The organism is Pseudomonas sp. Irchel 3E13 (genome assembly GCF_900187455.1).
GTDB lineage: Bacteria > Pseudomonadota > Gammaproteobacteria > Pseudomonadales > Pseudomonadaceae > Aquipseudomonas.
This window is the reverse complement of the sequence record NZ_FYDX01000008.1, coordinates 246,634-259,672: the sequence shown is the minus strand read 5'-3', so window position 1 is coordinate 259,672 and position 13,039 is coordinate 246,634. Positions and strand designations below refer to the sequence as shown.

The 13,039-nt window shown below is 66.2% G+C and carries 10 protein-coding genes; 8 read left to right on the top strand and 2 right to left on the bottom strand.

Annotation, left to right across the window (positions count from 1 at the left end):
• Positions 1 to 37: 37 nt before the first annotated feature.
• Both CKW37_RS16135 and CKW37_RS16130 read right to left on the bottom strand, forming a co-directional pair.
• Positions 38 to 835: a response regulator transcription factor gene (locus tag CKW37_RS16135; protein WP_095156792.1), complete on the bottom strand. Its 798-nt coding sequence runs from the start codon at positions 833 to 835 to the stop codon at positions 38 to 40.
• Positions 836 to 1,133: 298 nt separating this feature from the next.
• Complete coding sequence (locus CKW37_RS16130; RefSeq protein WP_095156698.1) at positions 1,134 to 2,624, bottom strand: aldehyde dehydrogenase; 1,491 nt, start codon at positions 2,622 to 2,624, stop codon at positions 1,134 to 1,136.
• 244 nt (positions 2,625 to 2,868) lie between these two features.
• Between CKW37_RS16130 and CKW37_RS16125 the strand changes: the two genes are divergently transcribed.
• The 8 genes from CKW37_RS16125 to CKW37_RS16090 all read left to right on the top strand — a co-directional run bounded on the left by CKW37_RS16125 (position 2,869) and on the right by CKW37_RS16090 (position 12,990).
• Positions 2,869 to 4,335 (top strand): sigma-54 dependent transcriptional regulator, encoded by a 1,467-nt coding sequence (locus CKW37_RS16125; RefSeq protein ID WP_177454432.1) that lies wholly within the window; start codon positions 2,869 to 2,871, stop codon positions 4,333 to 4,335.
• The gene (locus CKW37_RS16120; RefSeq protein WP_095156697.1) at positions 4,332 to 5,336 is read left to right on the top strand and encodes a HupU protein; all 1,005 of its coding nucleotides are present in this window, start codon (positions 4,332 to 4,334) and stop codon (positions 5,334 to 5,336) included. The genes CKW37_RS16125 and CKW37_RS16120 overlap by 4 nt, the downstream gene beginning before the upstream one ends.
• A gap of 12 nt (positions 5,337 to 5,348) precedes the next feature.
• Positions 5,349 to 6,806, top strand: coding sequence for a nickel-dependent hydrogenase large subunit (locus CKW37_RS16115; protein ID WP_095156696.1), 1,458 nt, complete (start codon positions 5,349 to 5,351; stop codon positions 6,804 to 6,806).
• A gap of 13 nt (positions 6,807 to 6,819) precedes the next feature.
• The gene (gene nikR, locus CKW37_RS16110; RefSeq protein WP_095156695.1) at positions 6,820 to 7,269 is read left to right on the top strand and encodes a nickel-responsive transcriptional regulator NikR; all 450 of its coding nucleotides are present in this window, start codon (positions 6,820 to 6,822) and stop codon (positions 7,267 to 7,269) included.
• A 5-nt stretch (positions 7,270 to 7,274) separates the two neighbouring features.
• Entirely contained in the window at positions 7,275 to 8,609 is a 1,335-nt protein-coding gene (locus CKW37_RS16105; RefSeq protein ID WP_095156694.1) for an ATP-binding protein, read from the top strand.
• A gap of 176 nt (positions 8,610 to 8,785) precedes the next feature.
• A complete protein-coding gene (locus tag CKW37_RS16100; RefSeq protein WP_095156693.1) occupies positions 8,786 to 9,805 on the top strand; it encodes a HoxN/HupN/NixA family nickel/cobalt transporter in 1,020 nt (339 codons plus the stop codon).
• 221 nt (positions 9,806 to 10,026) lie between these two features.
• Complete coding sequence (locus CKW37_RS16095; RefSeq protein ID WP_095156692.1) at positions 10,027 to 11,109, top strand: hydrogenase small subunit; 1,083 nt, start codon at positions 10,027 to 10,029, stop codon at positions 11,107 to 11,109.
• Positions 11,110 to 11,133: 24 nt separating this feature from the next.
• Positions 11,134 to 12,990 carry a nickel-dependent hydrogenase large subunit gene (locus CKW37_RS16090; protein ID WP_095156691.1) on the top strand — a complete coding sequence of 619 codons (1,857 nt, stop codon included), beginning with the start codon at positions 11,134 to 11,136 and terminating at the stop codon, positions 12,988 to 12,990.
• The last annotated feature ends 49 nt before the right edge of the window (positions 12,991 to 13,039 follow it).

The window sequence follows — 13,039 nt, the reverse complement described above, 5'->3', positions numbered from 1 at the left end:
GCGTTTTTCTCTCTTGTTGGTAGGCGAGCGGGTGCGTTCAGCGACGCTTGCTCATGTAGCTTTCCAGCGGGTCCTTGCTGAGTACGCCCTGGGCGGCCGCCAGGGAATCGATGAACAGGGAAAACAGCTCCGACTGCGTGCCGATATCGAGCTTGCTGTAGACGTTTTTGCGGTGCGATTTGATGGTGTCTTCCGAGACCGCGAGGCGCTCGGCCAGCGAGCGGGTCGAGTGACCGCGCAGGATCAACTGGGCGATGCGGCACTCGCGCTCGGTGAGGATCGACGAGCCGAAATTGTTCAGCGCCGTGTGGATGCGCTGCTCCAACTGGTTCTCGAAGCGCGTGCCGCGCACGTCGAAACCGACAAAATGCTTGCCGAGCAAGGCCAGGCCCCACGGCGCGATGCGCTTGAACTGCGCGGTGGTGGCCGCGTCGAGTTTCTCGGTGAAGGCCAGCGACACCGCCAGGCTCAGCCCGGGGGACGGTTGCAGGATGTAGTTCAGTTCGTCCTGCAGGTGCGAGTGGCGGTAGAACGACTGGTAATACTCACTCAGCTCGAAATGATCGGGGGCAACCTCGGCCAGCTCGAAGCACCCGGACACCGCGTTCTCCACGCAGGCGCCGTAGAACGGGTCGAGCAGGTAGAAACCGGACAGGTAGTGACGCACGTTGCCTTGTGGCAGCCAGGGACCGTCCAGCTCGAACAACGCGCTGGGCATGCCGCCGTGGGGGTAGAGATAGAGCGTGGTGGCCTGGATCGGCTGGATGCAGCCGAGGGTTTCGAACAGCGTCGCGGCGAATCCCGGATGGCCGATGCTCTCGGTCACCTTGGCCATCTGTTCGAACCATTGCGCAGAAACAAGCTGGTCGTTTTCCACTTCAAAGACTCGCCGAAAGAACGCTGGGGACGGCACCCGCCTGATCGGCGGCGCCGGGGTTGAAAGGATGTTCCCACGTGGTGGGAGGGACCGAAATCACCCGTTGGGGTGAGTTGATGGATGGTGCAGGTATTGTGTTTTGGGGTGGCGCGGAATCGCGAGCAAGCTCGCTCCTACAGTGGTTTGAGCTGCGCCTCCAAACGTCGGCCTGACGCAACGCCCGTAGGAGCGAGCTTGCTCGCGATGGGCCTAGAACTCAGCGCAACTGAAACCAGGTCGTCTTCAACTGCGTGTACTTGTCAAACGAATGCAGCGACAAATCGCGCCCGAACCCGGACTGTTTACCACCACCAAACGGCACGGAAACATCCAGCGCATCCAGGGTATTGACCGACACCGTCCCCGCCTTCAACGCCCGCGCCACGCGGTGGGCGCGGTTCAGGTCGTCGCTCCACACCGACGCTGCCAACCCGTAAATGCTGTCGTTGGCCAGGCGCACCGCCTCCTCCTCGCTGTCGAACGCCTTGATCGCCAGCACCGGCCCGAAAATCTCATCCCGGGCCAAGCTGGAATCGCTGTCAACGTCGGTAAAAATCGTCGGCTGAATGAAGTTGGACGAGCCGTTGATACGCAACTGCTCACCCCCCGCCAACAACCGAGCGCCCTGCCCTTGTGCCTGCTCGATGGCACGCATGATCCGCGCGGTCTGCTCGCTGTCGACAATCGCCCCGGCACCACTCGCAGGATTCAGCGGATCGCCGGGCAGCCAGGCCTTGGCCTTCTCGATCAAGCGCTCGACAAACTCGTCATGAATGGACCGCTGCACATACAACCGCGAGTTGGCCGAACACACCTCACCCTGGTTGAAGAAGATGCCAAACGCCGCTTTCTCCGCCGCCAGATCAAGGTCCTGGCAATCCTCGAACACCAGGTTCGGGCTCTTGCCGCCGCACTCCAGCCAGACCTGTTTGAGGTTCGACTGCGCCGCGTACTGCATGAAGTATTTGCCGACCTGGGTCGAGCCGGTGAACACCAGGCAATCCACGTCGGGGTGCAGGCCCAGGGCCTTGCCGGCGCTTTCGCCGAGGCCCGGCACGACGTTCAGCACGCCTTCGGGAATCCCGGCCTCCAGCGCCAGTTGCCCCAGGCGCAAGGCGGAAAACGGCGACTGCTCGGCGGGTTTGAGCACCACGCTGTTGCCAGCGGCGAGCGCCGGGGCGAGTTTCCAGGCGGCCATGTCCAGCGGGAAGTTCCACGGCACCACCGCCGCCACCACGCCCAGCGCTTCGCGGGTGATGGTGGCCAGCGCGTTGCGCGCGGTGGGCGCGACCTGGTCGTAAACCTTGTCCAGCGCCTCGCCGTACCAGGCGAACACGTGCGCGGCGCCGGGCACGTCGATGGTGTAGGCGTCCATCACCGGCTTGCCCATGTTCAGCGAGTCGAGCAGCGCCAGTTCTTCACGGTTGGCCAGCAGCAGTTCGGAGAGCCGGAGCAGGATTTTCTTGCGCTCCACCGGCGCCATCCGCGCCCAGGGCCCTTCTTCGAACGCCCGCCGCGCCGAACGCACGGCCAGGTTCACCTCGTCCTCGCCGCACGCCGCGACGCGCGCCAGCAACTGGTTGGTGGCCGGATTGATCGCCTCGAAGGTCGCGCCCGAAGCGCTCGCGATCTGCTGGCCGCCGATCAGCGCCGTGTCGAGGAATGTTTGCCGGGCAGCCCGCTGCTGCCAGTAGTTGAGATCGAGCACACGCTACTCCCTGACCGACCGTGGAACGGTCGGTTGTTATGGTTTCGGCGGATGGTGCGCCAGTCTCGTGGCGAGGAAAAATAGTAAAAATATGCTCGGGCGCAATGAAAAAGCTCGGCAGCGCGACGCCGCTCAAGCACTGCCGGATTCGTCACTTAGTAGTGTTCTCTTCCTACACCTCGCGGCGAATGTCATGATTCGCGCTCAGCCCGCCCCGGCCTTGTGACTCTCGAAAACGGCTTCCATGTCCTCTCACGAAAGCATTGATTCCACCGTCCGCACCATCCTGGTCATCGACGACGAACTGCGCTCCCGCGAATCCCTGTCGCGGGTGCTCGCCGACGAGTTCGACGTGCTGCTCGCCGATTCGGCTGAGCAGGCCCGCGAACTGCTCGAACGCCACCCGGTGGCGGTGATCCTCTGCGACCAGCGCATGCCGGGCATGCAGGGCATCGACTTCCTCAAGGAAAGCCGCGAGCGCTGGCCCGAGGTGGTGCGCATCGTGCTCTCCGGCTACACCGATTCCGAAGACATCATCGCCGGGGTCAACGAAGCCGGGATCTACCAGTACCTGCTCAAGCCCTGGCTGCCCGAGCACCTGCTCAACACGGTGCGCAACGCCGTGGAAAGCCGCGCCTTGCACAACCACATGCAGCGCCTCGATGTCGAACTGCGCGCCGCCACCCCGGTGCTGCGCCGGCGCAACCAGCAGGCGCTGGAAAAAGTCCGCGATGCCTTCGACTTCGCACGCATCGTGCGCGCTCCCGGCAGCCCGCTGGACGCGCTCTGCGAGTTGGCGGCGCGGGTCGCGCGCTTCGACCTGTCGGTGTTGCTGCTGGGCGAGTCCGGCACCGGCAAGGAACTGCTGGCCCGCGCCATCCACTACGCCAGCCCGCGTGCCGGCAACGCCTTCATCGTCGAAAACTGCGCGGCGCTGCCGGACTCGCTGCTGGAATCGGAGTTGTTCGGGCACAAGCGCGGCGCCTTTACCGGCGCCCATCAGGACCATGTCGGCCTGATCCAGCGCGCCCACGGCGGCACGCTGTTTCTCGACGAGATCGGCGACACCTCGCCGGCCTTCCAGGTCAAGCTGCTGCGGGTGCTGCAGGAAGGCGAGCTGCGCCCGGTCGGCGCCACCACGGCGGTGCGGGTGGACGTGCGGATCATCGCCGCCACCCACCGCGACCTGGAGGCGGACGTGCAGGCCGGGCGTTTTCGCAGCGACCTCTATTACCGCCTCGCCGGGGTATCGCTGGCCTTGCCGCCGCTGCGCGAACGCAGCGGCGATTTGATCCCGATCGCCAGCAAACTGCTCGTCGACGCCAGCAAGGAACTCGACCTGCCCGGCCTGCACTTCGCCGCCGACGCTCTCGGCAGCCTGCTCGGCTACCCTTGGCCGGGCAATATCCGCGAGCTGCGCAACGAGGTTTACCGCGCCGCCGCGCTCTCCGACAGCGCCGAAGTCAGCGCCCGGGCGTTTTCCTGGAAGGTCTTGCAAGGACAGGCCGGCGCCGCGCTGCCCGGCCTCGCCGCCGACGGCCGCACGGCCGGCACCCTGCAGGAACAGCTCGACGCCATCGAGGCGACACTGCTGAAAGAAGCCCTGCTGCGCCACCGCTGGAACAAGACCCACACCGCCCGCGAACTGGGCCTGTCGCGAGTCGGCCTGCGCCAGAAACTACGCCGCTTCGGCCTGGAGGAATCGCCATGAGTGCCCCGTTCCGCGTGCTGTGGCTGCAGTCTGGCGGCTGCGGCGGCTGCAACATGTCGCTGCTGTGCGCCGACACCCAGGACTTCGCCGGCCTCTGGCGCAGCGCCGGGATCGAGTTGCTGTGGCACCCGTCGCTGTCGCTGGAAAGCGGTGACGAAGTGCTGGCGATCCTCGACGACTGCCTCACCGGCCGCACCCACCTCGACGCGCTGTGCATCGAAGGCTCGCTGCTGCGCGGGCCCAACGGCACCGGGCGGTTCCACCTGCTGGCCGGCACCGGGGTGGCGATGATCGACTGGGTCAGCCGCCTCGCCGCGGTCGCCGACTACACCCTCGGCATCGGCACCTGCGCCGCCTATGGCGGCATCACCGCGGCCGGCCACAACCCCACCGACGCCTGCGGCCTGCAATACGACGGCGACCGCCCCGGCGGCCTGCTCGGCGCCGGCTACCGTTCGCGCAAGGGCTTGCCGGTGATCAACGTCGCCGGCTGCCCGACCCACCCGGGCTGGGTCACCGACACGCTGATGGCGCTGGCCGCCGGGCTGTTCGCCGACAGCGACCTGGACGCCCTCGGCCGCCCGCGTTTCTACGCCGACCAACTGGTCCACCACGGCTGCACACGCAACGAGTTCTACGAGTACAAGGCCAGCGCGATGAAGCCCTCGGACCTCGGCTGCATGATGGAAAACCTCGGCTGCAAAGGCACCCAGGCCCACGGCGACTGCAACAACCGCCTGTGGAACGGCGAAGGCTCGTGCACCCGCGGCGGCTACGCCTGCATCAACTGCACGGCGCCGGGTTTCGAGGAGCCGGGCCACGGATTCCACCTCACGCCCAAGCGCGCCGGCATTCCCATTGGCCTGCCCACCGACATGCCCAAGGCCTGGTTCGTCGCCCTCGCCGCGCTGTCCAAGTCGGCCACCCCGGACCGTGTCCGCCAGAACGCCACCGCCGACCATGCGCTGATCGCGCCGACCATCCGCCCCACGCGGCGCTAGGGAGTTGCCAACATGACCCGTCTATTGGTCGGCCCGTTCAACCGCGTCGAAGGCGACCTCGAAGTCCAGTTGGACATCGAGGACGGCCAGGTGCGCTCGGCGCAGGTCAACGCCACCATGTACCGTGGCTTCGAACAGATCCTCCGCGATCACCCGCCCCTCGATGCGCTGGTCTACGCGCCACGGGTGTGCGGCATCTGCTCGGTGTCGCAATCGGTGGCCGCGGCCCGCGCCCTCGCCGGCCTGGCCGGGGTCGAGCCGCCGGCCAACGGCCTGATCGCGATCAACCTGATGGCGGCGACGGAAAACCTCGCCGACCACCTCAGCCACTTCTACCTGTTCTTCATGCCCGACTTCGTCCGCCCGCTCTATGCCGAGCGGCCCTGGTACGCCGACGCGGTGGCCCGCTTCACCCCGCACAGCGGTAGCCAGCAGCGCCTGGCCCTGGCGGCGCGCAAGCGCTGGCTGGACCTGATCGGCACCCTCGGCGGCAAGTGGCCGCACACCGGCTCGGTGCATCCCGGTGGCTCGACCCGCGCCATCGATCCGGCCGAGCGCCTGCGCCTGCTGACGCGGGTTCGCGAGTTCCGCCAGTTCCTCGAAAGCGAGCTGTTCGCCGCGCCGCTGGAGCTCATCGCCGGGCTCGCCAGCGAAGAACAGTTGTGGGCTTGGTACGCCGAAGCGCCGGAGCGCGGCGACCTGCGGCATTTTCTCCGCATCGTGCTGGACAGCGGGCTGGAACACCTGGGCCAGGGCCCCGGCTTGTACCTGTCTTACGGCGCCTACCCGCAAGCCGACGGTTCGCTGGCCTTCGACCGCGGCCTGTGGGACGCCCGCCTCGGCCAGTTGCGCCCGCTGCACCTGGACGGCATTCGCGAAGACGCCAGCCACGCCTGGCTCGACGACCGCGGCGGCCCGCTGCACCCGGCGCAAGGAATAACCGAACCGACCCTGGACAAGCCCGCCGCCTACACCTGGAACAAAGCCCCGCGCCTGGCTGGCGAAGTACTGGAAACCGGCGCCCTGGCGCGTCAGTTGATCAGCGGCCAGCCGTTGCTGCGCGACGCCGCCGCGCGTTGCGGCGCCAGCGTCTACACCCGCCTGCTGGCGCGGCTGGTGGAACTGGCGCGGGTGGTGCCGATGATGGAAACCTGGCTGTTGGCGCTGCGTCCCGGCGAACCCTATTACACCGCCTGCGAACTGCCCGACAGCGGCAGCGCGGTCGGCCTCACCGAAGCCGCGCGCGGCGCGCTGGGCCATTGGTTGCGGGTCGAACAGGGGCGCATCGCCAGTTACCAGATCATCGCGCCGACCACCTGGAACTTTTCTCCGCGCGATGCCCAGGGTCGTCCCGGCGCCCTGGAGCGCGCGCTGGAAGGCGCGCCGGTGCGGCCCGGCGAAAAAACCCCGGTGGCGGTGCAACACATCGTGCGCTCGTTCGACCCCTGCATGGTCTGTACTGTGCATTGACCCGGAGAACCCCATGCAACGCCTGACCATCTCCCTCGACGACGGCCTCGCCGAAGCGCTCGACCAACTGATCCGCGCCCAGGGCTACGACAACCGTTCCGAAGCCCTGCGCGACATCCTGCGCCGGCATATCGAGGAACAGCGCCTGCGCGAACAAGCCGAGTCGCTGCAATGCGTGGCCAACCTCAGCTTCGTCTACGACCACCATGCGCGCACCCTCGCCGAACGGGTGATGACCCTGCAACACGACCACCATGACCTGACCATCGCCAGCCAGCATGTCCACCTGGACCACGACCACTGCCTGGAAAGCCTGATGCTCCGCGGCCCGGTGCAACAGGTGCGGGCCTTCGCCGAACGGCTGAGCGCCGAACGCGGCGTGCGCCACGGCCAGCTCAACCTGATTCCGGTGGCGGCGAGCGCCGGCGGTCACGCCCACGCGCACCTGCACCCCACGAGCTGAAATCCATGGCCCGCAAACCGCCACCGCCGCCCATCGACGAAGATGCCTGGCTCGAAGTCATCGGCAAAATGGACGAGGTGTACTCGCAACTGGTCCAGGACGAAATCGCCCTGGAGCAGAAAAACGCCGAGCTGGAACAGTCGCAACAGTTCATCAGCGGCCTGCTCGGGGCAATGTCCGACATTCTCCTGGCCTGCGACCCGCAAGGCCTGATCGAGCAGTCCAACGATTCCCTGCGCGAGCTGGTCGGCGGCGACGAACAGCAACTGCTGGGCAGCCCGGTGTATGCGCTGCTCGGCGACGACGACAGCACCGCGCACCTGCGCAACGTCCTCGGTGGCCTGCGCCAGGCCAACGCCTGCGCCAACCTCGAAGTGAATTTTCGCGACGCACAAGGCGCGCTGTTGCCGGTGGAGCTGAGTTGCACCGTGCGCAGCGGTCCTCACGGGCGTTGCCTCGGGCATGTGCTGGTGGGCCGGCCGCTGGGCGAGTTGAAACACGCTTACCGGCAACTGCACGAAGCCCACGAAGCGCTCAAACGCACCCAGCAGCAACTGCTGCACGCCGAGAAAATGGCCGCCCTCGGCCGGCTGGTGGCGGGGGTCGCGCATGAACTGAACAACCCGATCAGCTTCGTCCTGGCCAACGCCCATGTGCTCGGCGGCTACGGCAAGCGCCTGCAGGACTACCTCGGCGCGGTGCACGACGGCGTCCTCGGCGACGAACGCGAAGCCCTGCGCCGGCAACTGCGCATCGACCCGCTGCTGGCCGACCTGCCCTCGCTGATCGACGGCACCCTGGAAGGCGCCCAGCGCACCGCCGATATCGTCAGCGCGCTGAAGCGGTTTTCCGCGATGGACCGTGGGCAATCGGGAGAAATGTCGCTGAACGATGTCATCGAACGCGCCATCCACTGGATCACCCGCGGCACCGCGCCGGACCTGCTCATGCACTGGCAGCCGGGCGAAGACGTGACGGTTCACGGCAACAGCGGGCAACTGCTGCAAGTGCTGATGAACCTCATGCAGAACGCCTACGACGCCGCCCGCAGCGCCGCCAGCGTGCCGCCGCAAATCTGGATCGAACTGACCCATGAGCCCGGCTGGGCCAACCTGACCTTGCGCGACAACGGCGCGGGAATCGCCCCCGAGCACCTGAGCCAGGTGTTCGAGCCGTTCTTCACCACCAAACCGGTGGGCCAGGGCACGGGGCTGGGGTTGTCGATCAGCTACGGCATCATCGAGCGCGCGGGCGGCACGCTGGAGGCGGGGAATCATCCGCAGGGGGGCGCGGTGTTCCGGTTGCGGTTGCCGGCGGTGGTTGCGGGGCTTCCGGTTTGAGGGGGCGGGTGCAAATGGGGTTGTCAGTTGGATCGCAAATCGCCAGCCACTTGCAATTCGCTCCCACAGAATGGCAATTGGCTGACCGTTAACGATGAGGCCCTAAAACTCATCCCCCTCTCTTGGCACACCCCTTGTATGAAGACTTTGAAATTCTTCATACAACCGGACTGCCCATGCCTCGCCTTTCCTCCATCACCACCCTCTTCACCGGCCTGATCGCCGTCAATCTGCTGGCCTGGTTCTGGGCCTTGGTGGCCTTCCACGATTACCCACTGCTGCTCGGCACCGCCGTACTGGCCTACAGTTTCGGCCTGCGCCACGCGGTGGACGCCGACCATATCGCCGCCATCGACAACGCGACCCGCAAGCTGATCCAGGAAGGCCAGCCCACCGCCAGCGTCGGCCTGTTTTTCTCCCTCGGCCACAGCAGCGTGGTGATCATCGCCTCGGCGCTGATCGCCTTCAGCGCCGCCAGCCTGCAAGACGAACTGGAAGCCTTCCACGGCGTCGGCGCGGTGATCGGCACCTCGGTTTCCGCCGGGTTCCTGTTGCTGGTGGCATTGATCAACCTGGTCATCCTGCGTTCGGTCTACCGCGCCTTCCGCCGCGTGCGCCAGGGCGAGCGCATCGGTGAGGCCGAGCTGCACGGCATGCTGGCCGGCGGCGGGCTGATCGCGCGGCTGGCACGGCCGTTGTTCCGCTTGGTGCGCCGCAGTTGGCACCTTTACCCGCTGGGCTTTCTGTTCGGCCTGGGCTTCGACACCGCCACCGAAATCGGCCTGCTGGGCATCGCCGCCAGCCAGGCGGTGCAGAACCTGCCGGTGCTGTCGATCATGGTGTTTCCGGCACTGTTCACCGCCGGCATGGCGCTGGTCGACAGCGCCGACAGCGTGCTGATGACCGGCGCCTATCGCTGGGCCGAAGTGCGCCCGGCGCGCAAGCTCTACTACAACCTGACCATCACCTCGGCGTCGGTACTGGTGGCGCTGCTGATCGGCAGCATGGAAGCCCTCAACCTGCTCGCCGACCAGCTCGGGCTGCAAGGCGCGGCGTGGGATTTCATCGCCCAGGTAAACGAAAACTTCGGCCTGCTCGGCTACTTGATCGTCGGCCTGTTCATCGCCACCTGGGCGCTGTCCTGGGCGTTCTATCGCTACAAGGGGTATGACCGCCTGGACCTGACGCCGGCCTGATCACGACCTTTCCACTTGCGCCAACCAACTGATCACAGGCTTTCCACCGCGCCTGCGCCCCGCCCGTCCGCCTTCGCCGCGGACCGGGGCGAAACCCCGCAATTCAGGGGTTCGCCAGTCTAGACCAAGGTCGAAAAGGCGCCTGCGACGTAATGGCACAGCTCTTGAAGTAAGTCCTTGGCCACTCGAAAGAAAAAGACCGCCTGGCCGAGGAAAACCAATTGACCGAAACCTTTTATGAAGTGATGCGCCGGCAGGGCATCTCGCGGCGCAGCTTCGTCAAGTTCTGCTCGCTGACCGCCACCTCGCTGGGCCTGGGCCCGGCCTTCATGCCGAAAATCGCCTGGGCCATGGAAAACAAGCCGCGCACGCCAGTGCTGTGGCTGCATGGCCTGGAATGCACCTGTTGCTCGGAGTCGTTCATCCGTTCCGCGCACCCGCTGGCCAAGGACGTGGTGCTGTCGATGATCTCGCTGGACTACGACGACACCCTGATGGCCTCGGCCGGGCACCAGGCCGAAGCGATCCTCGAAGAGGTGATGACCAAGTACAAGGGCAACTACATCCTCGCCGTGGAAGGCAACCCGCCGCTGAACCAGGACGGCATGAGCTGCATCATCGGCGGCAAGCCGTTCATCGAGCAGCTCAAGCGCGTGTCCCGCGATGCCAAGGCGATCATTTCCTGGGGCTCCTGCGCCAGTTGGGGCTGCGTCCAGGCGGCCAAGCCGAACCCGACCCAGGCGGTGCCGATCCACAAAGTGATCACCGACAAACCCATCATCAAGGTGCCCGGCTGCCCGCCGATCGCCGAGGTGATGACCGGCGTGATCACCTACATGCTGACCTTCGACCGCATCCCCGAGCTGGACCGCCAGGGCCGGCCGAAGATGTTCTACAGCCAGCGCATCCACGACAAGTGCTACCGCCGGCCGCACTTCGACGCCGGTCAGTTCGTCGAGGCCTGGGACGACGACTCGGCGCGTAAGGGTTACTGCCTGTACAAGGTCGGCTGCAAAGGCCCGACCACCTACAACGCCTGTTCCACCGTGCGCTGGAACGGCGGCACCAGTTTCCCGATCCAGTCCGGCCACGGTTGCATCGGCTGTTCCGAAGAAGGCTTCTGGGACAAGGGCTCGTTCTACCAGCACCTGAGCGACGTCAACGCCTTCGGCGTCGAGGCCAACGCCGACCAGATCGGCCTGGCCGCCGCCGGCACCGTCGGCGCGGCCATCACCGCCCACGCCGCGGTCACCGCCATCAAGCGCGCCAGCAATGGCAAGGCGCACGCCACCCACGAAGCCTGAATGACGTACGGGAAAACCTGATCCATGAGCAATTACTCCACCCAGGGCTTCGACCTGGACAACAGCGGCCGGCGCATCGTCGTCGACCCGGTGACCCGCATCGAGGGCCATATGCGCGTCGAGGTCAACCTCGACGCCAACAACGTGATCCGCAACGCCGTGTCCACCGGGACCATGTGGCGCGGCCTCGAAGTCATCCTCAAGGGCCGCGACCCGCGTGATGCCTGGGCTTTCGTCGAGCGCATCTGCGGCGTCTGCACCGGCTGCCACGCCCTGGCCTCGGTGCGTGCGGTCGAGGACGCGCTGGATATCCGCATCCCGCCCAACGCCCACCTGATCCGCGAAATGATGGCCAAGACCCTGCAGGTCCACGATCACGCAGTGCACTTCTATCACCTGCACGCGCTGGACTGGGTCGATGTGATCTCGGCGCTGAAGGCCGACCCCAAGGCCACCTCGGCGCTGCAACAGAAGGTCTCGCCGGCGCACCCGAAATCCTCGCCGGGCTATTTCCGCGACGTGCAGAACCGCCTGAAGAAGTTCGTCGAAAGCGGCCAGCTCGGCCCGTTCATGAATGGCTACTGGGGCAACCCGGCCTACCAGTTGCCGCCTGAAGCCAACCTGATGGCGGTCACCCATTACCTCGAAGCCCTCGACCTGCAAAAAGAGTGGGTGAAGATCCACACCATCTTCGGCGGCAAGAACCCGCACCCGAACTACCTGGTCGGCGGCGTACCTTGCGCGATCAATATCGACGGCGACCTCGCCGCCGGCGCGCCGCTGAATATGGAACGGCTGAATTTCGTGCGGGCGCGGATCGACGAAGCGCTGGAGTTCTGCCGCAACGTCTATGTGCCTGACGTGCTGGCCATCGGCACCCTGTACAAGGACAAAGGCTGGCTGCACGGCGGCGGCCTGGCGGCGACCAACGTCATGGACTACGGCACCTACGCCAAGGTCAATTACGACGACAGCACCAACCAGTTGCCCGGCGGCGCCATCCTCAACGGCAACTGGGACGAGATCCTGCCGGTGGACGTGCGCGACCCGGAACAGGTACAGGAATTCGTCACCCACTCCTGGTACCAATACCCGGACAACGACAAGGGCCTGCATCCCTGGGACGGCATCACCGACCCCCACTACGAGCTGGGCGCGAAAACCAAGGGCACCCGCACCGCCATCGAAGAAGTCGACGAAAGCGCCAAGTATTCGTGGGTCAAGTCACCGCGCTGGCGCGGTCACGCCATGGAAGTCGGGCCGCTGGCCCGCTATATCCTCGGCTACGCCCATGCGCAGCAAGGCAACCCGCATTGCCAGCGGGTCAAGGAGCAACTGGAAGGTTCGCTGCGGGCGGTCAACCACGACCTGCCCAAGGCGCTCGGCCTGGCCAGCACCGACTACAGCGCCAAACAATTGCTGCCGAGCACCATCGGCCGCACCCTGACCCGCGCCCTCGAAGCCGAGTACTGCGCGGAGATGATGGTCGATGACTGGAACGAGTTGATGCTCAACATCCGCAACGGCGACCGCGCCACCGCCAACGTCGACAAATGGGACCCGAAAACCTGGCCCGCCGAAGCCAAAGGCGTCGGCAGCGTCGCCGCCCCGCGTGGCGCCCTCGGTCACTGGATCCGCATCAAGGACGGGCGCATCGAAAACTACCAGTGCGTGGTGCCGAGCACCTGGAACGGCAGCCCGCGTGACAGCAAGGGCCAGATCGGCGCCTTCGAAGCGGCGCTGATGAACACCCCGGTAGCGGTCGCCGACCAGCCGGTGGAAATCCTCCGCACGCTGCACTCCTTCGACCCCTGCATGGCCTGCGCCACCCACGTGATGAGCGAGGATGGCGTCGAGCTGAGCACGGTCACCGTGCGTTGAACCCGCCCGCAGCCAGCCGCCGGGCGCCAACGCGCGCCCGGCGCATTCG

Bases quoted from the DNA above. Each gene is read 5' to 3' on its own strand.
- CKW37_RS16135 (WP_095156792.1), bottom strand. From the start codon at position 835: ATGGCCAAGGTGACCGAGAGCATCGGCCATCCGGGATTCGCCGCGACG.
- CKW37_RS16125 (WP_177454432.1), top strand. From the start codon at position 2,869: ATGTCCTCTCACGAAAGCATTGATTCCACCGTCCGCACCATCCTGGTC.
- CKW37_RS16120 (WP_095156697.1), top strand. From the start codon at position 4,332: ATGAGTGCCCCGTTCCGCGTGCTGTGGCTGCAGTCTGGCGGCTGCGGC.
- CKW37_RS16115 (WP_095156696.1), top strand. From the start codon at position 5,349: ATGACCCGTCTATTGGTCGGCCCGTTCAACCGCGTCGAAGGCGACCTC.
- nikR (WP_095156695.1), top strand. From the start codon at position 6,820: ATGCAACGCCTGACCATCTCCCTCGACGACGGCCTCGCCGAAGCGCTC.
- CKW37_RS16105 (WP_095156694.1), top strand. From the start codon at position 7,275: ATGGCCCGCAAACCGCCACCGCCGCCCATCGACGAAGATGCCTGGCTC.
- CKW37_RS16100 (WP_095156693.1), top strand. From the start codon at position 8,786: ATGCCTCGCCTTTCCTCCATCACCACCCTCTTCACCGGCCTGATCGCC.
- CKW37_RS16090 (WP_095156691.1), top strand. From the start codon at position 11,134: ATGAGCAATTACTCCACCCAGGGCTTCGACCTGGACAACAGCGGCCGG.